At 40.9% G+C, this 23,209-nt stretch carries 19 protein-coding genes; 9 read left to right on the top strand and 10 right to left on the bottom strand.

The window, feature by feature from the left end:
• Nucleotides 1–58 precede the first annotated feature (58 nt).
• A complete protein-coding gene (locus LMH66_RS18755) occupies nt 59–835 on the top strand; it encodes an IS66 family transposase (RefSeq protein WP_324295200.1) in 777 nt (258 codons plus the stop codon).
• A gap of 498 nt (nt 836–1,333) precedes the next feature.
• Here LMH66_RS18755 and LMH66_RS18750 read toward each other — a convergent pair whose 3' ends face one another.
• From LMH66_RS18750 to LMH66_RS18735, 4 genes are all read right to left on the bottom strand, one after another.
• Nucleotides 1,334–1,906, bottom strand: coding sequence for a lipid-binding SYLF domain-containing protein (locus LMH66_RS18750; RefSeq protein ID WP_229372243.1), 573 nt, complete (start codon nt 1,904–1,906; stop codon nt 1,334–1,336).
• A gap of 270 nt (nt 1,907–2,176) precedes the next feature.
• Entirely contained in the window at nt 2,177–4,201 is a 2,025-nt protein-coding gene (locus tag LMH66_RS18745) for an alpha/beta hydrolase family protein (protein WP_229372245.1), read from the bottom strand.
• Between the two features lie 61 nt (nt 4,202–4,262).
• Complete coding sequence (locus LMH66_RS18740; RefSeq protein ID WP_229372241.1) at nt 4,263–5,105, bottom strand: hypothetical protein; 843 nt, start codon at nt 5,103–5,105, stop codon at nt 4,263–4,265.
• Between the two features lie 132 nt (nt 5,106–5,237).
• A complete protein-coding gene (locus LMH66_RS18735) occupies nt 5,238–5,630 on the bottom strand; it encodes a nitrous oxide-stimulated promoter family protein (RefSeq protein ID WP_229372238.1) in 393 nt (130 codons plus the stop codon).
• A gap of 308 nt (nt 5,631–5,938) precedes the next feature.
• On the opposite strand from LMH66_RS18735, the gene LMH66_RS18730 reads away from it, so the two are divergent.
• From LMH66_RS18730 to LMH66_RS18700, 7 genes are all read left to right on the top strand, one after another.
• Nucleotides 5,939–6,736 carry a hypothetical protein gene (locus tag LMH66_RS18730; RefSeq protein WP_229372236.1) on the top strand — a complete coding sequence of 266 codons (798 nt, stop codon included), beginning with the start codon at nt 5,939–5,941 and terminating at the stop codon, nt 6,734–6,736.
• Between the two features lie 223 nt (nt 6,737–6,959).
• Nucleotides 6,960–7,298: a hypothetical protein gene (locus LMH66_RS18725; RefSeq protein ID WP_229372233.1), complete on the top strand. Its 339-nt coding sequence runs from the start codon at nt 6,960–6,962 to the stop codon at nt 7,296–7,298.
• 21 nt (nt 7,299–7,319) lie between these two features.
• Nucleotides 7,320–8,849 carry a protein adenylyltransferase SelO gene (locus LMH66_RS18720; protein ID WP_229372231.1) on the top strand — a complete coding sequence of 510 codons (1,530 nt, stop codon included), beginning with the start codon at nt 7,320–7,322 and terminating at the stop codon, nt 8,847–8,849.
• 133 nt (nt 8,850–8,982) lie between these two features.
• Complete coding sequence (locus LMH66_RS18715) at nt 8,983–9,378, top strand: DUF3630 family protein (protein WP_229372228.1); 396 nt, start codon at nt 8,983–8,985, stop codon at nt 9,376–9,378.
• A complete protein-coding gene (locus LMH66_RS18710) occupies nt 9,375–10,415 on the top strand; it encodes a serine/threonine protein kinase (RefSeq protein WP_229372226.1) in 1,041 nt (346 codons plus the stop codon). The genes LMH66_RS18715 and LMH66_RS18710 overlap by 4 nt, the downstream gene beginning before the upstream one ends.
• Nucleotides 10,416–10,622: 207 nt before the next feature.
• The gene (locus LMH66_RS18705) at nt 10,623–11,237 is read left to right on the top strand and encodes a thiol:disulfide interchange protein DsbA/DsbL (protein WP_102529569.1); all 615 of its coding nucleotides are present in this window, start codon (nt 10,623–10,625) and stop codon (nt 11,235–11,237) included.
• Nucleotides 11,238–11,634: 397 nt separating this feature from the next.
• Nucleotides 11,635–11,847 carry a DUF1107 family protein gene (locus LMH66_RS18700; RefSeq protein ID WP_102529568.1) on the top strand — a complete coding sequence of 71 codons (213 nt, stop codon included), beginning with the start codon at nt 11,635–11,637 and terminating at the stop codon, nt 11,845–11,847.
• Here LMH66_RS18700 and zapB read toward each other — a convergent pair.
• A complete protein-coding gene (zapB, locus tag LMH66_RS18695; RefSeq protein ID WP_102529567.1) occupies nt 11,844–12,044 on the bottom strand; it encodes a cell division protein ZapB in 201 nt (66 codons plus the stop codon). The genes LMH66_RS18700 and zapB overlap by 4 nt on opposite strands.
• Before the next feature lie 360 nt (nt 12,045–12,404).
• Here zapB and LMH66_RS18690 point away from each other — a divergent pair, with 360 nt between their 5' ends.
• Entirely contained in the window at nt 12,405–13,490 is a 1,086-nt protein-coding gene (locus LMH66_RS18690; RefSeq protein WP_229372224.1) for a branched-chain amino acid aminotransferase, read from the top strand.
• A 113-nt stretch (nt 13,491–13,603) separates the two neighbouring features.
• Here the strand turns inward: LMH66_RS18690 and LMH66_RS18685 are convergent, their stop codons facing one another.
• The 5 genes from LMH66_RS18685 to LMH66_RS20505 form a co-directional block, all read right to left on the bottom strand.
• Nucleotides 13,604–18,070, bottom strand: a complete 4,467-nt coding sequence (locus LMH66_RS18685; protein WP_229372222.1) for an EAL domain-containing protein — start codon at nt 18,068–18,070, stop codon at nt 13,604–13,606.
• 385 nt (nt 18,071–18,455) lie between these two features.
• The gene (locus tag LMH66_RS18680) at nt 18,456–19,388 is read right to left on the bottom strand and encodes an acyltransferase (RefSeq protein WP_102529565.1); all 933 of its coding nucleotides are present in this window, start codon (nt 19,386–19,388) and stop codon (nt 18,456–18,458) included.
• A gap of 14 nt (nt 19,389–19,402) precedes the next feature.
• Nucleotides 19,403–20,290: an acyltransferase gene (locus LMH66_RS18675; RefSeq protein ID WP_229372219.1), complete on the bottom strand. Its 888-nt coding sequence runs from the start codon at nt 20,288–20,290 to the stop codon at nt 19,403–19,405.
• 162 nt (nt 20,291–20,452) lie between these two features.
• Nucleotides 20,453–21,973, bottom strand: a complete 1,521-nt coding sequence (locus tag LMH66_RS18670) for a YifB family Mg chelatase-like AAA ATPase (RefSeq protein ID WP_229372217.1) — start codon at nt 21,971–21,973, stop codon at nt 20,453–20,455.
• Between the two features lie 199 nt (nt 21,974–22,172).
• The gene (locus LMH66_RS20505) at nt 22,173–23,207 is read right to left on the bottom strand and encodes a M48 family metallopeptidase (protein ID WP_229372214.1); all 1,035 of its coding nucleotides are present in this window, start codon (nt 23,205–23,207) and stop codon (nt 22,173–22,175) included.
• Between the last annotated feature and the right edge of the window lie 2 nt (nt 23,208–23,209).

Below are 23,209 nucleotides of genomic sequence, written 5' to 3'. Positions count from 1 at the left end.
ACGATTGTTCTGGTTAAACTCTAAGATCGTGGCCAATATTAGTTGACCACTACAAGATATACTTCGTGAATTAGTATTAAAAGACCTAAAAGAACTGACTAGAGGAAAGGTACTTTATGTTGATGAGACACCTTTTAAGTTAGCGTCTGGTACATACTATTGCTGGATATTTACAGATGGGTTTCGATCTGTATCTATCATGAGAAAAGATCGGAAGAGTGAATTTTTATTAGAGTTATTAAAAGGATTTAGAGGGGTTTTAGTAACTGATTTTTTCTCAGGGTATGACAGTATAAACTGTAAAAAACAAAAGTGTCTTATTCATTTTATGAGAGACATTAACAATGATTTACTAAAGAACCCATTTGATGATGAACTAATTAAAATATGTAATGTTATTTCTAGCACATTAAAAGGTATCATTAATATAGCAGAATGTTACGGCTATAATAAAGACCATCTTTCAACTGGGAAAAAAGAGGTAGAAATAACCATCAATGAAATCAAGAATATGAAAATTAAGTCTGAAGCCGCAGAAAAATACAGAAATAGGTTTATTCGATATCAGTCATGTTTTTTTGAGTTTATTAATCATGATAATGTTCTTTGGCATAATACGTATGCAGAACATGCCATTAAACTACTTTCAAAACATAGAAATAAAAACATAAAAAGCTTCAGATATAATCATTTAGCAGACTATGCTATTTTAATGAGCATCTATCAATCCTGTCACTTTCAAGATATTGGCTTTTTGAATTACATGTTAAGTCACGCTAGATGCAAAACAAAGTCGAGGTCAAAGTATACTGAACTTGCAAAGTTATTATCGTAAATCGCATTTAAAAGTGAATAATGAGCCTGATATTCACAGAGTTTTCTCTGGTCAGATAGTGCTACTATTAGGTGTAGGTATCTTAAAATGATGCAAAAGTGATTCGTAGACTGGCAAGATAACGCATACTTTGTCGTGAATTCTACATAAAGTAAACTTGACACAAAACAATCATGATGGAAGGAACTGTCCAGTTCCGTGCAAATCGACTACTGCTGACAACGGTGATCTTTGACGTTTTGGCATAAGAGGAGTTATCTGAAAGCAGGATTATGGGGGATCTACTCTAAGAAGGTTTTGTCCAAAAGTTTGTTAGTGATTGTGACTCCAACACCTGTAATACAACAATATGCCTTAGAGTAGATTTATCAATGATAGTTTGATTTGTCTGCTTATGATTGTAGTGAAAGTAACTGTTTATCAGATTATGTTTTAAAATGAGCGTAAAAAAGGCTGCAACTGCAGCCTTTTATTGGGTTGGTTTTCTTTTATAAAGAACTATTTAGCATCAAAGCTAAAGGCTTGTCCTGCAATGGCAGCTTCATACATTAGTCCACCTTTTGCGGCAGTAAAAATGGCCATGCCGTTCATGTAATTAGCTTTGGCTGCGGTGCGGTTACCCGCATTACCTGCCGCGGCTGAATTGCCCGTTGAGCCCACTTGCGCGTTCGCGCCAACGGTAATGGCAACAGCTGATGCTTGTGCACTGAATTCAAAGGTACCGCTAGTAAAATCATCGTAGGCGGCTTTATTCTTAAAAAATATAATTTCACTGTAAGCTTGGCCACCTAACTGAAAGCCGATAGACAGTTGCGATAGAGTGGAGTCGCCAGTATGGATCCCGCCTTTGTACACTCGACCCGCGCCATACGCTGCGCCAATACCAATGCCGCCTTTACCCACGGTTGGATAAATGGCATAACCATAAGCATTTTGGAAAAAATTCTGTACTTCAGGGGCTTTTCTAAAGTCTTCCACTGTTTTGGCATATTTATCAGCATGTGCAAAATTTGAAAAAGTCAGTCCTATTAAGACGAAGGTGACGGACAACAGTGATAATATGTTTTTCATATTTACTCCTACAAGTAAGGGAAAGCAGGGCTCAACTTAGGCTGAACCATTAGCTAGCACATGCTAACAGCAACTTGAATCCTTGAGCGATAACACAGTTGATGCTCAATGACTAAAAAGTCGATAATCAATTCAGACTAGCAGCATAACAAAGCCAGAGCCGGAAGCACAAAACTAAAACGCCTAATGACAGCTATTGTTCAGGCTGACTCACTAGGCGTTGTTAATCTTTAGGTCGAAATGATGACAATTGATTAGTTTGAGTTTTGCTTAGTCTTCTATACCTAAGACATAATAATCAAACCACTTTTTGTCCCACTCCATTTTTGCTTTACGGTGCTGATAATGGCTCAGGCCGTGGCCTTCTCCTGGGTAGACCACTAATTCTACAGGTACATTTAAATAGTGCCTTAAGGCACGATATAGCCCTTGTGCATGGCCAACTGGCACGCGTTGATCGTTTTCGCCAATGTGAATAAGAGTAGGCGTGGAGATGTTATGAGCCTTGGTCAATGATGAGCCATGGGAGTATGCTTCTGGCTTTTCCCAAGGTAGTCCTTCCATAAAGTTAACCACATGACCGGGTGTATCTTCTAGCATCCACTGTAAACGTTGATCGAACACCCCAGCACCAGAGCTCGCGGCTTTAAAGCGATCAGTTGTGCTAATTAAAGCATTCGTTAAATAGCCGCCATTACTCCAGCCCATCACAGCCATTTTATCTTCATCAACAATGCCTTCTGCGATTAGGTAATCGACGCCAGCAAGAATATCGTTGACTTCAATATCGTGTTCACGACCGACTAATTCGGTTAAGAACTTATCGCCATAGCCAGTGGAACCACGATAGTTTGGCGACAAAATAGCCCAGCCATCAGCAGAAAAAGTGCTGCGCCCATAGGAACGGTGTTGCAGTGCATAAGGTGTGGCAGCAGTCGGTCCACCATGAATTTGCACGACTAAGGGTAAACGACCTTGTGTTTTGGTGTAGCCATGGGGAAGTTCTAGAATACCTTCAACATCACTGCCATCTGGTGCGGTCCATTTTACTATCGAAATTTGAGGTAATTGCCATTGGCTGACTTGAGAGTTGATATCGGTAATACGCTTAATTTTAGCGCGGCGATTGTTGGCATCTGCAATGAATAAATCACTGAAATGGGTTAAGCCATTATGGCTTAGCGCAACCTTCTTACCAGACTGGCTAAAGTCATAACTGCCAACGACAGTATCAGCACCGATGACACTGCGAGTTTCTTGCTGTTGACCATTGTCAAACTCAGTGCAGTAAATTTTAACTTTGGCTTCGATTGCACCGCGATAACAAATCTCATCACTGTCGGGGCGCCATTTAAGATCGTCGCCATTTAAGGTGACTTTATCTGGGCGAGTTAACTCAGTTATTTTCGTGTTGTTAGCGTTAATATCTGCGATGAACAATTTACCTGGGTGACCGTCAAAATCGATTCTAAATGCCAGGTTATGATTGTCTTCATGCCATGATAACCCGAGCAACCAGCCATATGGTGATGGAGCTTGTTGGCGCCATTGAGTGTCTTGCAATACTTGATGCTTCTGATTGCTGATATCAAAGATGTCGATATCTGACCAGCCTTCAAGTTTGACTAATTCATTATCTTCTGTGGTAATTCGGGCAATTTTTGATTGGTCTTGATTGACGCTAAATTGCCACACGACTTTACCGTCATCAATCAGTGTTTTTTGCTTATAGTGTTCTAAGTCCAGAACATGTAATGGATTGGAATCGTGCGAGCCGTGACCATACTCTGGTGCACTATGGCTGTTTCGCATGGCGCTCCATTGGTCTGTTTCTTCAACGGTTTTATTACCGATAAAGTACAGGTTTTTGCCATCTTGGCTTATTTGAAACGCGTTAACACCTTTAACCTCTTTGGTGAGAGGCTGAATGTCATTACCGTTTGCGGTCATTCTAAAGACTTGATTGTTACCATTGAATGGCGCTTTTTCACTGGTATCAGTGCGTTTGCTGAGGAAATAAATATATTGCCCATCTGCACTCCATACCGGGCTTGATTCATTTTCGTTACTAAAAGTGAGACGTTGAGCTTGACGTGTTTTGGTGTCAACTTTCCATAAGTCAGCTTGCGCTTTATCGAGCTCTTTATCCCAACGGCTTTCGATCCAAATAGCGTGTTTAGCATTGGGACTGAAACGGACTTGTTTCATTATGCCGATATCAAAAAAGTCGTCGATAGTAATTTTATTAGCTTGATTAGCATAGACTTGAGTTGATAAGCCCATTAGCGTGAACATGCCTATACGGCGTAAGGTTGTGCTGGATAGTGTCATGGAGATCCTTTCCTTTTTTATTATATTAATGGACTCGCTTTTCTGTCGTGTTTTCGTCGTTCATTATTGTCTGTAAGTAGTTCAACTCTTCTGAATTAAGTAGCTGCTCGCTGGCTTTTTGTGGTTTTTTACTGGCTTCATTACTCAAATTTGTGGTTCCGCGAAGATAAGCCGCGCGGGTAATTTGGTGTAACCCGTAAAGTGCAAATACATAGACAGTCAATAATAGAGATAATCTAGCAATGGTATGCGCCAGTACTGAAACGGTATCGCCAAAATAAAACGGTACTAATAACATGATAAGGCGTAATACCCAGTTAAGTAATATTCCACAGGTTAGAATTAGCAGCCAACGAAATCGAATGTCTTTTAAGGTTTGTTGGTTTGCTAGCTTAAACCGCTTTCTGTGTTTTCTGAGGGTTTTAAAGATAAGCGTAAAGTAAACAGCACTCTGTAAAATGATGAATCCAGGCATGATCAGGGCAATCATATTGATATGACTGAGTTCACTGACCGTTGCGACTGATTGGCGAGATGCGTTTGGATCGATACCGATATTAAAAGACACAGCTAACACAATCACCAGCATGGAAATAAAGGTGGGCAGTAGATGTTTACTACTATTGAGCTCTGAAACCTTTATTTGCAGGCTCGATTTACAGTACGAGTACAGTAGTGGCATCAATAGAAAATAAAATGGCACCATGAGGGTAAGCACAAAGTGCATCTGATATTGGACACTGTCTCGTGGGATAGCACCAGTAGCAAAAAAGAGCGCAATTAAGATGAATAATGCACCAAGAAGACGATTACTTTGAGTGGTTGCAGGATCGTTATTGGCATAGATATAACGTACATATAAGCCCACTCCTAAGCAATGAATGCCACTGAGTAATGATAACCATATGTAAGCTTGCGCAAAAAAAGATCCGAGTTCGATGAATTACCCCTTTTCAAAGTAGAGTGATAATACCTGTAAGCGACTATTTCAACCAGTACCCTAAGTTAATTTTTGCTTTCTTATATGTCGATTAGACACACCCTCAGGTGGTTTTCCTGGCGCAGGCTTTCTTTCTGCCAATAAATGTTTAATCGACATGATGGGATGGGGAATTAACATACGCGGGCCTGAGTAAATCATGATTTCTCTGACTTTTTGTTTCATGTGCGGTTTATAACAATGCACAGGGCATTTATTACAGGTCGGTTTATCTTGACCATAAGGACAACGGTCGAGCCTGGTTTCTGCATATTGCAGTAGCTCTGTGCATTCAGCGCATAAGGTTTGCTTGTGTGCTTGCTGATGATGAGCGCGACAATATATTTTTGCCATAGCAGTCATCGTATTCAGTTCAAACAACAATTGACCAGAGAGAAGTGGAGTGGCTGACATAGATAAATACCTTAGTAATTTACTCGGGTATGGTTAGTGTAACGAGCATCATATTAGGAGTTCAATTTAGGTGATAATAAGCTTGAGCTAAAGCACAAAAAAGTAAAAATTTGAATTTATCCCCAGTTATCATGTTTAAAGGCACAAAAGCGGGATAAATACTTGATTTATGACCACACAATAGCTTATTAATACCTATATAGCTGTTTAAAAATGCAGCGTAGAAATATACTCGCTTGAATACGCTTTGACCTTTTTATAAAAGCTATTTTAAATTCATAATTCATGACACAGGCATGGTGTTATCAATGAAAATTATCGTAATTGTTTTATTAGTGTTGTTAGGCGTCTATTTGTATCGTCGAACTCAAAATGTGGCTAAACAAGAGCTTGAGCAGCCAGAGTCGACAGAAACCGAACAGGAGCCAACCAGTGTCATTGAAGGCGAAGCTGATACTGTGGTTGCAGAAGCTGAAAAAGTGGATGCTGTGCCAGAGCCAGAGCCAGAGCCAGAGCCAGAGCCAGAGCCAGAGCCAGAGCCAGAGCCAAAAGTCGAAGAGGCCGTTACTCAAGCCGTGCCCGTTATTCAAGCGGAGCCAGCTGCTGAGGTTGAAGCTGAAACTACATCTGAGCCTGAAGCTGTCACAGCAGAAGCAGAAACTACACTCGAAACGCAGCCAGAGCCAGCCACAAATGATCTGGCTCTGCCTACGACAGGCGCTTGGGCTGGTGAAGTGTTCACTGGTTTAGTGGCGAAGCATGATGTGAATGCTAATACAGCAGTCCAACATCAGAGCTTATTGAACATTATTGGCCACAGTTATAAATTGCGTAAACAAGCTGAGTATTGTCAGTACGGAGCGCAATTGACAGATATTTATTTATCTACTTTTGAGCAATACCAGCAAGATAATAAGATTGCAGCTGATGATAAAGGCCCAGGCTTTATGCAGCTTTCAACTATGCTTAATGACACCAAACAGTTTGATAAAGCCATTGCAGTGTGCCAGCAAGCAATGACTTATCAATTAAGCGACGGAACTGTCACTGGCTTTGAAGGTCGAATTAACCGTATTGAAAAAGCAAAATCTAAAGCAGGTGACTAATTCAATGCTTAACTAACACATGACTCATTAAATTCATGTTGATGATTATAAAGCGGACTCAGGTTCGCTTTTTTATTGGCAAAAAATACTGATTTGTATAGACAAACCGGACTATGTTGCCATTATAGGGCGCATTTGAATCCCCCATGAGTAATGATGACATCATGGCGGTTATTTGAATCGGGATGGCATATTTATTTAAAGAAAGACTAAAGAGGGTTTTATGAATTCCAAGATACTAATTAAGATAGTTTTTTGTTTGGGTTTAGTCAGTCTGGCAGGGTGTTTACGCACACCTGAATGGACACTATTTTATTATGCAGACGAAGCCCAAAAGCCTCAAAACCCAATAAACACAGATTATATAGCTGGTTATTATGACACCCTTGAACAATGTCAGTTAAAAGGGGACGGCATGTTACGTCTAAGCGGTAAAAGCTATGTTGCAATGGACAATAGCGCCCTTGAAAATGCGATTGCGATTCCAGTCGCCATCGAGAAAGGATATCAATGTGAGCAGCTATGTGAAGTTAATGACGATAATGTCGTTATCTGTAAATAGGCTGCCCTAGGGAAAGGCTTAATGCAGTTTAAACAAGATTTTTTTGAGCAACTAGAAGGGTTTTATTCGCAAGTTTACCCTTTGCCGATCAGTAATCCACACTGGTTAGCATGGAGTGATGATGCAGCAAAACTCATCGGGTTATCAGAGCCTAATGATGAGCTGCTAATGCAGTTATCAGCGAATCATGCCGTGCCCGGTGCCAGTTATTATGCCCAGGTTTATAGTGGTCATCAGTTTGGTGGCTATTCTCCTCGTTTAGGTGATGGTCGTTCAATTATTCTTGGAGAAGCATTCACAACCAAGCCAACAGGTGAACATAGCCTTGCTTGGGATGTGGCACTAAAAGGTGCAGGGCCGACACCATACTCCCGTCATGGTGATGGTAGAGCAGTAATGCGTTCGGCGGTGCGAGAGTTTTTAGCCTCAGAAGCATTGGCGGCGCTGTCGGTACCGACAACTCGGGCACTCGCCGTTATCGGTTCAGATTTACCCGTATGGCGAGAGTCGCAAGAAACCGCAGCGATTACAGTTAGATTAGCTAAAACTCATATTCGATTTGGTCATTTTGAGTATTTTTGCCATAGCAATGAAGGTGGTAAGGATAAATTAATCAAGCTGCTTAACTTTACCATTGCTCAGCATTACCCGCATTTATCTCAGGACTATCAAGGTTACAAAGCCTGGTTTACTCAAGTTGTTAAAGATACAGCGGTGTTAATTGGACATTGGCAAGCCGTTGGTTTTGCTCATGGGGTGCTGAATACCGACAATATGTCGATTCTTGGTGACAGTTTTGACTTTGGTCCGTTTGCTTTTTTAGACACCTTTAAAGAAGACTTTATTTGCAACCACTCTGATCCGGAAGGGCGTTACGCCTTTGGCCAGCAGCCTGGTATTGGCCTTTGGAATCTGCAGCGTTTGGCGCAAGCATTAACCCCGGTGATAGAATCCGATGACCTCGTTGCAGCGCTTAATACTTATCAAGCGGAATTAGTGCAGCAATATTTATTACTGATGCGGGCTAAAATGGGTCTTGGACTCGGTGATTTAGCTGCAAACACAGTGGATAAAAGTACATCGAAATTAGCAGAGTTACAGGCAGCACAAGATAAAGCTGATTTAGACTTTATTGGCCGATTTTGCGCGGTTATGCAACATAATATGTTGGACTACACTCATACTTTTCGTGCACTTGGTCAGCTAGATATTGGGTGTAATAATCCTAATATTGCTGATGACATTATTGACCGACCTCAATTTGATACTTGGTTTAAAGATTACCAACAACGCGTTGTTGCAGGTAATAATGGCAAGATGGTCGAGATAGCCGCATGGCAAACAGACCGAAATAGCGTTAATCCAAAGTACATTTTGCGAAATTATTTAGCCCAAGAGGCCATTGTAGCGGTCGAAGAAGGTGATAATAGTAAGCTCGTTGAGCTGCATCAATTACTGACAACCCCTTATGCAGAGCATACAGATAAACAACATTATGCTGAGCGTCCTCCGCAATGGGGACAAGGTTTAATCATGTCTTGCAGTAGTTAATTATCATTACTTGTATAATAGTTAGTTATCGTTATTTGTATAATGGTTACGGTCATTGATAGTCATTAGTCGGCCAATGGGCGCATGTAAATCAGCCCAATAAATCAGTTTACCAGCACACTTAAGGAAGATTATGAACTCAGGTTCATTTGAGAAAAAAGCGCCAAATTCAGTGGCAATTAAAAATGCCCAATTAGATGACGAAGCATTGAGTATCTTGATCTCTGCCAATATTGATTTTGAACGGTTCGAGGCGTTTGCTGACCCTTTAGCTTTGGCGTTAGATTGTGAGGTGCGTGAGCGCCAATGGGGCGCAGACCGCCACCAATGGCTACTAAATTTTGAAGGTAGTCAGCTATGGCTAAACTATGAGTTTTACGGTGATATTTGTTGGATATCCACAGAGACCCAAGCTGATTTGGAAGTGCTAGAGTATCTAATGACTTTGCTCGCGCCGCTGATAACGTCTCCGAATTCATCAATATGTACAGCACAAGATGCATCAAATAAGGCAAAGGACGATTTATGAGTAATCGCATAGAAGAGTCAGTCCCGCAGGTCACACTCACGCCAAACCAGCAGGATGCATCGTTTCATTACCAGGCGCTTACCCCTGATTTAATCCTCGATGCGATTGAAAGCCTTGGCGTATTCCCTGAAACCGGTTTGTTAGCGCTCAATAGTTACGAAAACCGTGTTTACCAGTTTCGATGTGATCGCGGTAATCGTTATGTGGTGAAGTTCTATCGTCCACATCGTTGGAGTGAGGCGCAAATTCAAGAAGAACATGATTATGCATTAGCGCTGGCAGCAGAAGATATCCCTATCGCTGTGCCATCAATCATCAATGGCAAAACATTGCACCATTATCAAGGTTATAAATTTACTTTGTTTCCTTCTATTGGTGGCCGTGCATTTGAAGTCGATAATTTAGATCAACTTGAATCTGTCGGACGTTTTATTGGCCGCATTCATCAATATGCGAGTAAGCAGCCTTTTCAATATCGAGAGCCACTTTCAAGCAAAATACTGGGCGATGATGCGCTGGCCTTTTTACAAGATTCTGGACAAGTTTCAGAAGGGATTAGCCAACAATTTTTTACTGTTGCTGAACAAGTACTGGATAAAGCCAAGGGCATTATTTCAGCCCATTCGTTTCCTACGATTCGTCTGCATGGGGATCTTCATGCCAGTAATATTTTGTGGACCCCAGATGGCCCAGGTTTTGTTGATTTAGATGATGCGCGCCAAGGTCCTGCTGTGCAAGATATTTGGATGATGCTGACAGGTGACCGACAGCAACGCTTATTACAGTTAGATGTGTTACTTGAAGGCTATCAGGAATTTTATGATTTTGACCAACGTGAGCTTAAGCTCGTTGAGCCTTTGCGCGCCTTAAGAATGCTGCATTACAACGCTTGGCTAACTAAAAGATGGCAAGATCCTGCATTTCCAATGAACTTTCCGTGGTTTGGTGATATCAAATACTGGGAACAACAAACGTTGGCATTTAAAGAGCAGTTAGCTGCGTTAGATGAAGCCCCTTTAAGTTTGATGGGATATTAGGCTTCTAAGATTCAATTGTAGATTGTTACAAATGATCTTGATAAGGTCTTGAGATACGAAGATAACCTACATTATGATACGGTTTAAGAAATTATAAATTTAGCTATGCATATTGGCTATATCGCTAATGGCATAAAACAGATGGCAAGTTTTAAATATTTTATTGTAAACAATATATTTTAAAGATTGCACACTAAAGGAAGCAAAATGAAAAAAGCACTATTAATGGCAGCAGCACTACTTTTAGCCCCAATGGCTGCAACTGCTGCAGATTATAAAGAAGGTGTGCATTACACCGTGATTAACGAAGGCCCAGCAACATCTAAGCCTGAAATCACCGAGTTTTTCTCATTCTTCTGTGGTCACTGTTATAACTTTTCAAAAACAGTGGTACCAAAAATTGAATCTACTTTGCCAGAAGGTGTGACATTCAACCAAGCGCACGTTGAGTTTATTGGCCGTGAAATGGGTACTGAAATGTCACGTGCATTTGCTATTGCTCATCAGTTAAACGTTGAAAAGAAAATTGAACATGCCATTTTCGTTGCGATTCATGACACCAAACAACGTTTCACCAGCCTAAAAGACATCCGTATGCTATTTATCGCCAACGGTGTTGATGGTAAAGATTTCGATGCGGCTGCAAATTCATTTATGGTGAATGCGCAAATGTCTAAAATGAAGCGTGACACTGAGAATGCTAAATTATCAGGTGTACCAGCGTTAGTCGTTAACGGTAAATACCGTGTTGAGACGGGTTCAATCAAGTCTTACGATGAGTTATTAGAGATTGCTTACTACTTAACATCTAAAGATAAGTAGTCGGTATTTTATTGGCGCGTTAATCGTCGATAACCAGCTAACGAAAGGAGCCTATAACGGCTCCTTTTTTATTGAGGCATTATTCATGAAGAGTGTGTAATGTGCTGAAAAAAAGCAAAAAAAAACCGTAGGTTTTAAAAATAGGATTTTAAAACGATACGGTGATGAGCCAATTGGCTCTTTATTTACCCTGAGTAACGTGGTTACTCTATCAAAGCGTCAAAAAAATGGCAAGCGTCATTTTTGTGTTGTTTTTAAATATCGATGATTTAATGGAAATAGTGTGGGTTATTTCATAGAAATTTAGATAAAAAATGTTTAATTTAATGAAACTCTGAAGGGCTTTATACTGTCCAATATAAGCCAATAAAGATAACAACCAAGCTTAGGAGTTCTCATGAGACGTTTCCCGGTTTATGCACCAAAGCTCATTGTAAAACACGCTAGAATTTTTGTGACAGGAGTGATTTGGGTTAAAGATTTAGGTTGTATTGAATTTAATCGTGGCCGTTTTGTGATGCCGAAAAAAAGCCTGCCAAAAGTGAAGCAGGCTGTTTCAGAACTTAATGAACTACTTGCAGCTCAGCACCATGAAGCAAGTGCCGTTTAGCTTTCGCTGTTAAGCAAACCAACAAGACCGTTTACTTTGTCGTTCCATGAGTTTAGGTCTTGTTGCAGTTGTTGATTAGACTCAGTCAACTGAACATTCTTTTGCTTCTCTTCTTCAAGCTCCATTTTTAGTAGCTCAGCATTTTCAAGAGTAGCCTGGATTTTGGCTTCCAGTTGGGACAATAATTCAAGGCTCATATCGGGAGTCCTAATAGTTTCTGGATGGAATGCTGATTCTAGCAGTGACTGGGGTTTAAGGAATAGACAAATCTGTTAAGTGGTTAAAAAAAGTACCACTTTTACTACTATTTTCTAAGCTTTTATCATCCACTGGTTTATTTGCCCTGTTTTTTGTATTCAGACTGCAACAATTTACTTTTGTTGGAGGATTGTTCAGGGAAACCTTTTTAGCGTTATTCAATTTATTCCCTGTCTTTAATACGATATTGATTATTGTGCACTTCAATTGACGGTTAAATTTACTCCACATTGTCCATTTGCTTGACATTGCAACTGATGATTCATAGTCTGCAATCTCTGTTTTCAAGGTGGTATCAAATGGACATCAAATATAATTTAAAATCGTCACGCCGTACTGAGCAATTTCAACCTGAAGGTAATGTTGGCTTTGGTAATCTCAGAACTGATCATATGTTTTTAATGGACTATCGAGATGGCCAATGGTGCGACCCTCGCATCGAACCGTATGCTCCTTTTGAAATTGCCCCTGGTGCAATTTCACTGCATTACGGACAATCAATTTTTGAAGGCGCCAAAGCCTTTATGCATGATGATGGTGAAATCTATACTTTTAGATTAAACAAAAATGCCGAACGCTTAAACACCTCTGCAGACATCTTATGTATTCCTAACCTTGATGAAGATAAACAACTTGAAGCAATTAATGCATTAATCGATGTGGACCGTTTATGGTTCCCGATGCAAGACGGTGCATGTTTATATATTCGTCCATTTATTTTTGCAACAGAAGATAGATTATCGGTTAGCCCTAGCTTGAATTTCACCTTCTGTGTCATTTTAAGCCCAAGTGGTGCTTATTATGCCGATGGCGTGAGCAAAGCGATTCGTTTGCTTATCAGTAAAAAATTCCATCGCGCGGTTTCTGGTGGTACTGGCGCATCTAAAGCCGCAGGTAACTACGCAGCGTCTCTACGTGCAGGCCAAGCGGCAGCCGAGTACGGTGCAGCGCAGGTGTTATACCTTGACGCTAACAACCAGCAGATTGAAGAAGTGGGCGCGATGAACCATTTCCATGTGTTAAAAGACGGTACGGTTGTTATTCCAACCTTCACCGACACCATCCTTAAGTCTATTACGTCTCAATCAATGCTTGAGCTTGGGCATATCTTAGGTTGTGAAGTTCGCCAAGAAACGATCATGCTTGATAAGTTCATCGCCGATATTGAAGCGGGTGAAATTGTTGAAGCTGGCGGCTTTGGCACCGCAGCGGTAGTATCGCCTGTAGGATCATATATCTTTGAAGATGGCCGTGTTGTTACTGTTGGTGACGGCGAAGTGGGCCCGAGTATTAAACGTATTTACCAAATTTTCACTGAGTTACAAAATGGCCAACTTGAAGGCCCTGAAGGTTGGGTTAAACGCGTTGAGCGTGTTGCACCATAATTAGTTACAAGGTCATTATTAGCAGAGCTTGAGTCGCGAATAGCTAGCTCTTGGCATAACAAAAATGCGACCTCCTTACGTTATATTTATAACGTTATTTAGGAGGTCGTTTTTTATTGCTCGCTGACAATATCCGTACTTTTTTCAAGCTTATCTTGCTTTAATTTCTCTAAGCAATCATCAGCTGTAAGCGGCTTACTTAATAGGAAACCCTGCACTTGATCGCAGCCTTCATATTTTAAGAAGTCGAGCTGCTCTTGAGTTTCAACACCTTCAGCGACAACATTAAGCTCTAAACTGTGGGCGAGGGTAATGATTGCGCTGGTAATTGCGGCATCATCGGGATCTTCAATAATATCACGAACGAATTCTCTATCGACTTTAAGGGTATCGATAGGGAAACGTTTTAAATAACTTAAGCTCGAATAGCCAGTACCAAAATCATCAATGGCAATAGTAAGCCCCAAGGCTTTTAACTGTGATAATACTTTCACAGAATCTTGTGGATTACCCATAATCATCGACTCTGTTAGCTCAAGCTCTAGGGCACTTGCTGGTAGGCCAGATACCGCTAATGCCACTTCAATGGTTGAAATAATATCGGCTTTAAGCTGCCTTGCTGATAAGTTCACCGCAACCGAAATATCGTCAAAACCAAGTTGATGCCAACTAGCTAGCTGGTTACATGCTTCATCAATTGCCCAGTGACCAATGGCATTAATCATCCCTGTTTCTTCTGCAAGCGGAATAAACTCAACAGGTGAGATAAAGCCTAGAGTCGGACTATTCCAGCGCAGTAGAGCTTCGACACCTAAAATGCGCTTGGTCTTGATATCGTATTTAGGTTGATAGACTAAATAAAGTTCGTTATTTTGAATCGCTTCTTTAAGTCCTGCTTCGAGTTCAACGTGGCGCGTTGCGTATTGGTTTAACTCTTCGGTGTAGAATTGGAAGTTATTACGCCCCAAAGATTTAGCGTGATACATGGCTGTATCGGCATACTTAATTAACGAGGTGCTGTCATCAGCATCATTGGGGAACAGGCTAATCCCAATCGATGGAGACACCGTCATGTTTTTACCATCCAATAAAAAGGGTGCTTTAAAGGCATTTAGCACTTTTTCTGCAATGATGGTGGCAGCTTTGAGTTTGGCGACACCTTCAAGAATAATGGTAAATTCATCACCACCTAAACGGGCTACAGTATCGCCATCGCGAATGGCGTTCTGTAGTCTTGATGCCACGGCTTTTAATAGTAAATCACCCACGTGATGACCCATAGAGTCATTGATATGTTTAAAGCGGTCTAAATCAAGGAATAGCAGCGCCACAATCGACTTAGAACGATGTGCTTTGGTGATTGCTTGATTTAATCTGTCCTGGAATAGGGTTCGGTTTGGTAAACCCGTTAACGGATCAAAGTTAGCTAAAATCCGTAGATCTTCTTCGGCTTTTTTACGCGATGTTATATCGGTGAACACAGCTACAAAGTGACTGGTTTCCCCTTTATTATCGATGACTTGGTTGATTTCAAGCCAAGCGAGAATGCCTTTTTTATCTTTGGTGCGGATGTTAATTTCACCGGCCCAGTGCTTTTTGCGCAGCAGTTGTAATTCAACATTATGGTAAAATTCTCTAGAACGTTTGCCATGAGCCAAATACAAAAAGTGTTTACCTGCAATGGCGTCATGATCAAAGCCTGTGATACGGCTAAACGCAGGATTGACTGTACGAACTCGATAATCTAGTTCACCGACGACTACCGCCTCATTCATACTGTGCAGTACTTGAGTAGACAGTTTAAGCTCGTTCTCGGTTTCTTTTCTGACCGTGATATCTTTATGGGTACCGGCCATTCTGACTGGACGTTCTTGTTGGTCCCACTCAACGACTTTTCCGCGATCAATCAACCAAACCCATTTTCCAGGTTGTTTTTCGACTCGGTATTCTGCTTCAAAAAACTCAATTTCGCCGTCTAAATGCTGATTGAGAATTTTGGCGACTCTGACTTTATCTTCTGGATGGATGTTATTAATTAATGCCTGGGTTTCGTCGCCTAGCATTAATGGCGGAACCATATCGGTGCGATAGACTTTATTTTCGCGAATGTTCCAATCCCACATGCCATCGCCTGAAGCCCAAAGTGCGAGTTTAAGTCGCTCTTCAGAGGCGCGAATACTCATTTCAAACTCACGTTGCTTTTCACGTTTGAGTTGTTTTAAGTAAACGATAAAGGTCAATATCAACATGATGGCAATACCATAGATGACGTAGGCGCCTTTACTGAGATATAAAGGTGGAACAACAGTAAACTTAATACTTAATGGGGTTTGTTGATAGTTGTTGTCTGTTAACGTAAAACGAACTAATAGCTCATAATCTTTAGGTGAAAGATTGGAAAAGGCAATCTCATTGGTTTGATGCAAATCGACCCAGTCATCATTTTGACCAAGCAGTTTATAGCTAAACTGGTGGAATCCAGGGTAATTAAATTCTAATGCACTGACATCAAATCGAATGATTTTGTCCTCATACGGCATTAATAGCTCTGGGGGAGACATGAGATCATATAATTGATGACGTTCTTCACCAAAGCTATAACTGGTGAGTGCTAACTTGGTATCTGGCCTAATGGCTGGCACATTTTCTGGCATGAACTGGTTTAGGCCGTTAATGCCGCCAAACCATAATTCTCCATCAGGATCTTTAAATTTAACACCACCGTTAAACTCATTGGCCTGTACGCCATCAAATTCATTAAAAGTGGTTAAGTCATGGCCTGCTAGGCGGATCAGTCCTGAATTTGTACTAAGCCATAAGTCGTGATTGTCATCTTCAAGAATGGCATAAATCGTATGCTGTTTTATTTGTTTATTTAGGGCTTGGAAATGGATAGAGCCATCTGCTGTTTCAATAATTTTATCGACACCGCTATGAGTCGCCATCAGAAATTGATCATCACTGGTGACAATAAAATCTCTAATTCTGTTATCACTTAAGGTGGTGTCATCTGCGGGTTGACGCATTTTTAAGGTCAATTGCTGTTGGTCTGGCTTTAAGCGCACTAAGCCCGCCATGGTGCCTATCCATAAGCTGTCATTATGATATTTCAGTGACAGAATCGTTTGTTTATTCGGAGAGTAGTCAGGTTGGAAATCAAACTGATACTGATGTAATACACCTTCACCCGGTAAAACGAAATACAAGCCGTTGTTACTACCTATCCACAGGCGTTGCTGGTCATCTAAGGCTAAACTACGGATATGTAGAGTATTTGGTATTAAATGGTCAAATGCTGGGAGAAAGGTTAATTGCTGGTCAGTGCTTAATCTTGCTAAGCCATGGCTAGTGCCAAACCATAAATTACCATCTTGAGTTTGGGTGATAGCATGAACAGTTAGGCTTAGCTCATTTTCATTAAGGTTGAGCGCTTTAGCAAACAAATCATTGTAGTAATAAAATTGGCCTTGTTGTTCATCAAAGCTCTTAAGGCCAGCACTTTCAGTTCCTATCCATAAGCGTTGTTGTTTATCACGAAAAATAGCACGGATCATATTGGCCATTTTCGGCTTTGACGGATGCATTTCGTATATATGATTGAAATAGATTTGATTCAGATTGAGCTTGTTAATGCCTGAATAACGCGTGCCGAGCCACAGAGTACCATCATGGGCGAGCATGATGCTCTGCAAGTTATTCTCACTAATGGATTTACGGCTGTTAGGGTCATATTTATGGACTCTACTGCGCCATTGATTATCGATGTAATCCAGTTGAGTTAAGCCAGAATTAGCCCCAATTGCCCAAACTTGGCTACTGCTACTAATGACGAAATCTTTTATTTCATTAAATATTGTCGGCTGTTCATTAACCCAGATTGTTGTTTTAGCATGGGTCTCTAAATCGTATCGGATAAGTTTGTTCTCAATGGCTAACCAAACTGAGCCATCAAGTTTGTTATTCTGAATACTGTTTACTCTTAATTCAGACGGGATATCGAGTCGAATAATGGTGTTGCTATCAATAGCAAAAGTGCCGCTTTTTTCTGTGCCAACGAAAATGTATTTATCATCAACATTTGCGACACTGGTAATGTGCGGTTCCACATTATTACTGAGGCTGATTCTGGTTATTTTGTTGGATTTGAGCGATAAAGTGTATAAACCCGTTTTAGTACCGATCCATAAATAGTCACCAATAAGGGTGATTTTTGACACCCGTAAATCCGCTAAGCCTTGTTCGACACCATAATTGGTAAATTGGCCTGTTGTAAGGTCTAAACGGCTTAGCCCTTGGGAGTAGGTAGCAACCCATAAATTATCATCAGCGGACTGCAGTATATCTGTGATGTAATTTCCTACGATACTATTCGGGTTGTTGCTGTCATTTAGAAAAACATCAAATTGAATGCCGTTGTAACTGTGGAGACCATCTTGGGTACCCACCCACAGCATGCCAGCTTTATCCATGAATAATTTTGTGACTGAATTTTGGTTCAACTCATTAGAGGCTTCAAACTGTTCAAAAGACAGTATGTGGTTATCGTTCTGGGGAGTGAAGGCAAAAACGGAAGCCGACATTGAGGTAAATAAAACCCAAATGAACAAGTATGCTCTCAACGTTTTGGATAAAGGTAAATTCAATCTGCACCTATTGTTATGGGTATGAGCATTGATAAAGCATCATGCTGGGCTGCATTTTGTTAGTTTTGGCAAACTCTTTTAACAATGATAGTAAGGCAGTCGCAAAATGGATCATTATCAAGTCAAATGTAAGTACCACGTTAACGGTATTTACAGCCAATAACCTCCATATTACGTAGCTATGTGTTTTATTTCAAATTAGATTTCAGTTTTTGATTCTAGTGAATGTTGTAAAATGGCGTAGTGATTAACAATGAGAAGAAGTGAGCCTGTAAAAACGAAAAAACACGCTAATTAGCGTGTTTTAAAATGAGCTTAATGACTACTTTTTGTCTGTTGTATCAGCTATGTACTGTTTGAATATCTCGTCTAGTTGCTGATCTTTTTCTAGCCAAACATTATTGAGCCAGCGCTGAAACTCAACCCGTGTTTCAGCCTGCGAGAAATACACTTCTGAATCTACTACCGGGACAGGTAGTTGCTCAACTCGCACTACAATTCTTTTTACTCGACCAGACATGACTTGATAAAGCACGCCTTCCTTTGCTTTGGCGTCCGCATCTGGATAGGCCAATGTCATATTGAGTAGACCAGTAAATTGCTCGCCCATAGCCGATAAGGTAAAAGCAATCCCACCAGCTTTAGGGCGCAAAAGGTGACGATAAGGTGATTGTTGACGACGATGCTTATCAAGCGTAAAACGGCTGCCTTCTACATAATTAATGATAGATGTAGGTGTGTTTTTAAACTTTTCGCAGGCTTTACGCGTTGTTTCTAAATCTTTGCCTTTTAATTTGGGATTCTTTTTAAGCTTCGCAGGACTAGTACGGTTCATAAATGGCATGCCAAGAGCCCAACAACCTAAGCCTAAAAAGGGCACGAAAATAAGCTCTCTTTTTAAGAAAAACTTCAGCATTGGAATATTGTTTCGCAAGATATAAGTTTGCGCAGCAATATCAAAACCACTGACATGGTTACTGATAAGCAAATACCAACCATTTTGGTCTAACCCATCTAAACCTTGAATGTCCCACTCGACTTTAGCGATTAATGCCAAAATGCCGCCATTACATGTAGCCCAAGCCCACATAAAACGATTCATCAAGCTCAATAGTGCTTTACTAGGTCCTTGAAAAGGGATGAACAATTTAATGATGCCGCCAATACTGATTAAGCCTGCCCATAGAACAGTATTAATAATCAATAAGCAGGTACTAATGAAAAAAATAATTGGACCGGGTAAAAAATTTAGCATGGAGCTAAATACCTCTATTTATTGTTTTCAGCCATTGAGCTGATTTTATTGTCTTTTTCTAACCAGAGTTGATTCAATTGATTTTGAAACTCAATTTTAAACTCTCGGTCTTTACTGTAATCACCGCGCATAGCATCGGGGATATCTGTCACTTGAATATCAACATGCACTTCATCTAGGTCGTTGCAAATATACTCCCAATAAGAAGGTATTTTACCTGGATAGTAAATGGTGACATTAACTAATTTATTAATTTGGCTGCCCATGGCATCAAGCGCAAAAGCCATTCCACCCGCTTTCGGTTTGAGTAGATGCTCAAACGGCGAGCTTTGCTTTTTATGTTTACCAGGATGGAACCGCGTCCCTTCAACAAAATTCATCACACTCACAGGCTTGTGCTTAAATTTTTCACAAGACTTACGGGTGATTTCGGTATCTTTGCCTTTCAGTTTAGGGTTTCTCTTTAACTGCGCTGTTGAATAGCGACGCATAAATGGGAAGTCTAATGCCCACCAAGCTAAACCCAATATAGGCACATAAATAAGCTGTTGTTTTAAGAAAAACTTTAAAAATGGAATTTTTCTATTAAACACTCGCTGTAAAATTAAGATATCTACCCAAGATTGGTGATTGGCAATCACCATGTACCATTCTTTTTCTGAGAATTGGTTATCACCAGTCAACTTAATCTTCGTTGGATGAAAAATGGCTTCTATAATCCCATTCACACTGATCCAAGCGCTGGCGCAATTATCCAAAATATAGCTGCAAACCTTACGGATGAATATAATTGGCAAGACCTTGAATATACTGAAAATAAGTATAGGTGTTACCCAGAAGATAGTGTTTATGACATAGCAAATAAATGCTACAGATCCTTTAATTTTTGCGAACAGCGGCATCTAGCTCTCCTGTAAATGGAGGCTTATGTTACTCCGTGATAAGCATATCCTCAATCAGCAGAACAATAATATCGCATTTTTTACTAAAAAATTACCTGTCAGATAATCGGTATCGGGCTGAATTATCCGCTTTTTAATAATTTTTATCTCGGCACGGGCTTTTTATTGCTGGCTTAAACGATTCATCAGTCGATCCATTGCGCGATACCCCAGTGCTTGAGCAATATGACGTCGTTCTGTGGTGTTTGATTGTTGCAGATCGGCAATGGTACGAGCGACTCTTTGTATACGATGAAAACTCCGCACAGATAAACCCAGTTGTTGAACACTTTGGTCGAGAAACTCTAAATCAGCCTGACTCATGGATAAATGTTGCTTCAACAAGGTTGGTGATAGCTCACTGTTAAGCATGCCTGCACGGGCAAACTGTCGTTGCCTAGCAAGATTAACGCGCTTGGCAATGCTTTCACTGCTCTCAGCTGTTTTTTGCGGTTGAGTCAGTGTGCCTGCAGGGAGTTTAGGAACTTCAATGGTTAAATCAAATCGATCTAAAAACGGGCCTGACAAACGGGATAAATAACGTTGAATTTGATCGGGAGTTGAACGTGCATTTTCAATATCACCACAAGGACTTGGGTTCATGGCTGCAATCAGTTGAAATCGACTCGAAAATTTAACCTTGGCTGCCGCGCGTGAAATAACGACTTCGCCAGACTCCATAGGTTCTCGCAGACAATCGAGTACTTTACGTGGAAACTCGGCTATTTCGTCTAAAAATAATACGCCTCTGTGGGCTAGTGAAATTTCACCTGGTTTAGGAATACTGCCACCACCGACGAGAGAAATCGATGAACAGGTATGATGCGGTGCGCGAAAAGGGCGTTCAAGAAATGCATTTGGTTTGATATTCAGGCCTGCAACGGAATGAATAGCTGCCACATCAATCGCTTCTTCGTAGCTGAGCTTAGGTAGTAACGGAATAATACGATTGGCAAGCATACTCTTGCCAGTTCCTGGCGGCCCTAAAAATAAGGTGTTGTGTCCACCTGCAGCGGCGATTTCTAATCCTTGTTTAGCTTGATACTGGCCGATGACTTCACTTAAACACAATTCTGGTCCAGTGCTTACCTCTTCAAACCATTGCGGCTGCTGATCCACTAAAGGCAGTTTAGCTTGGCCATGCATAAAAGATGCAAGGTGTTGTAAATGAGCGACAAAGTGAGTTTGTTGATAACCGACTAATTCAGCCTCTCTGCGGTTTTCTATGGGGATAAAGAGCTGATGCTGCTGATTTTTAGCGGCAATAATGGCAGGCAAAATCCCAATACAAGGACGCACTTCACCTGACAGGGCTAACTCACCAATGAATTCACTATGGGCTAACTTATCTGATGGCACTTGACCTGAAGCCGCTAAAATCCCTATTGCAATTGGGAGATCATAACGACCGCCTTGCTTGGGGAGATCTGCAGGGGCAAGGTTAACCGTAATGCGCTGCATTGGAAATTCAAAGCCTGCATTAATCAATGCACTACGAACACGCTCGCGAGCTTCTTTAACTGAGGTTTCAGGTAATCCAACTAAGTTAAATGCGGGTAATCCATTACTTAAATGCACTTCTACAGTGACTTTAGGGGCTTCAACCCCGCAGCAGGCACGGGTGATGACACAGGCAATCGCCATAAACAAATCCTTTTGTTTTTCATTTTAAAATACAGTGCTGAGCCAGTTAATTAATCTATAGCTCTCTTAACCCACAGAAAGGTGAATTGGTTTGTTGCAGCTAATCTGCTGTATTAAGTTGGTTGCAATAAGTGTAGCAGCTAATTAAATAGCTGCTATTAAGAGGAATAACTAAAACAATAGTAAAAAGGGGCGGTGATTATTGAGCTGGAATTACTGGTAATTGTTTTAGGGTTTCGATGCGCTCTTCAATATTTGGGTGAGTACTAGCCCAATCGGGCATATCGAGGTTGTGCTCTGCTTGTAACAATCGATATAAGTCGATGATTGAATCAGTATGGTGATACCAAGTTGTAAGCAGGCTAGCGGCGAATTGATCCGCTTCTCGTTCATGATCACGTGAGTAAGTTAAACTGGTGCCTAATACTGTCACGCTCACAAGCATGTCAGAGATGCCGCTAGCATCTCCAACAATCATGGCGGCTGCTACAGACAAAATGGATGATTGAATCAAGGTGGTGAGGACATGTCGGTGATGCACATGACCCAGTTCATGCAAAATGACGGCTTCGAGTTGTTGATCATTGTTGGCGAGCTTTATCATGTCATCAGTTAAGATGATATGGCCATCAGCAAGTGCAAATGCATTAGCACCATCTTCACTTTGATAGATTAATAATCTGGGGGTAATGGTAAATGTTATCTGCTGTTGCTGCAGTTTTTCCAGAGTTAGGCTGAACAATTGTTGTAGCTCATTCTGCCTTTGTTGAGTGAGTTTACTGTCACTAAACCCCATTGTTTCAATTAAACTAAAAGTTTGCTCGCCTACTTCTTCAATCACGGTATCAGGAATGACTTGAGCAATCGCTTTAGACGCAGCAGGTATGCCGTGGGCAACACTAAAGTATAGAGCTGTTAATGATACAAGCGTGGCAATAACAATGAGTCCAAGGCTTTTTTCAAATTGGTCAATAAGGCTTTTATGACTGTGCTTTTTAAGCCATTGGTTTAAGACGACAGGATCTGATGAGATAAAAACATGTCCGCTGGCAAAAGTTATATGGCGGGCCATACTTCCAATGGCATCGGTGACAGAAGTTTGATCAAGCTGAAATTGGCCTGCATGAACCTCTGAGGACAACGTCAGCATTCCATTTTGACCCAGCACTAATGTGGCTGGGTATTTTGTGGCTTGTTTAGGGGCAAGAATATGCCCTGCGACTTTTTCTATCACGG

Origin of the sequence: Shewanella sp. 10N.7, assembly GCF_020806285.1 — a bacterium.
In the GTDB taxonomy this organism is placed as follows: Bacteria; Pseudomonadota; Gammaproteobacteria; order Enterobacterales; family Shewanellaceae; genus Shewanella; species Shewanella electrodiphila.
This window is presented reverse-complemented; position numbering and strand designations above follow the sequence as displayed.

Bases quoted from the DNA above. Each gene is read 5' to 3' on its own strand.
- LMH66_RS18750 (WP_229372243.1), bottom strand. From the start codon at position 1,906: ATGAAAAACATATTATCACTGTTGTCCGTCACCTTCGTCTTAATAGGA.
- LMH66_RS18745 (WP_229372245.1), bottom strand. From the start codon at position 4,201: ATGTTCACGCTAATGGGCTTATCAACTCAAGTCTATGCTAATCAAGCT.
- LMH66_RS18735 (WP_229372238.1), bottom strand. From the start codon at position 5,630: ATGTCAGCCACTCCACTTCTCTCTGGTCAATTGTTGTTTGAACTGAAT.
- LMH66_RS18730 (WP_229372236.1), top strand. From the start codon at position 5,939: ATGAAAATTATCGTAATTGTTTTATTAGTGTTGTTAGGCGTCTATTTG.
- LMH66_RS18725 (WP_229372233.1), top strand. From the start codon at position 6,960: ATGAATTCCAAGATACTAATTAAGATAGTTTTTTGTTTGGGTTTAGTC.
- LMH66_RS18720 (WP_229372231.1), top strand. From the start codon at position 7,320: ATGCAGTTTAAACAAGATTTTTTTGAGCAACTAGAAGGGTTTTATTCG.
- LMH66_RS18715 (WP_229372228.1), top strand. From the start codon at position 8,983: ATGAACTCAGGTTCATTTGAGAAAAAAGCGCCAAATTCAGTGGCAATT.
- LMH66_RS18710 (WP_229372226.1), top strand. From the start codon at position 9,375: ATGAGTAATCGCATAGAAGAGTCAGTCCCGCAGGTCACACTCACGCCA.
- LMH66_RS18705 (WP_102529569.1), top strand. From the start codon at position 10,623: ATGAAAAAAGCACTATTAATGGCAGCAGCACTACTTTTAGCCCCAATG.
- LMH66_RS18700 (WP_102529568.1), top strand. From the start codon at position 11,635: ATGAGACGTTTCCCGGTTTATGCACCAAAGCTCATTGTAAAACACGCT.
- zapB (WP_102529567.1), bottom strand. From the start codon at position 12,044: ATGAGCCTTGAATTATTGTCCCAACTGGAAGCCAAAATCCAGGCTACT.
- LMH66_RS18690 (WP_229372224.1), top strand. From the start codon at position 12,405: ATGGACATCAAATATAATTTAAAATCGTCACGCCGTACTGAGCAATTT.
- LMH66_RS18685 (WP_229372222.1), bottom strand. From the start codon at position 18,070: ATGTCGGCTTCCGTTTTTGCCTTCACTCCCCAGAACGATAACCACATA.
- LMH66_RS18680 (WP_102529565.1), bottom strand. From the start codon at position 19,388: ATGCTAAATTTTTTACCCGGTCCAATTATTTTTTTCATTAGTACCTGC.
- LMH66_RS18675 (WP_229372219.1), bottom strand. From the start codon at position 20,290: ATGCCGCTGTTCGCAAAAATTAAAGGATCTGTAGCATTTATTTGCTAT.
- LMH66_RS18670 (WP_229372217.1), bottom strand. From the start codon at position 21,973: ATGGCGATTGCCTGTGTCATCACCCGTGCCTGCTGCGGGGTTGAAGCC.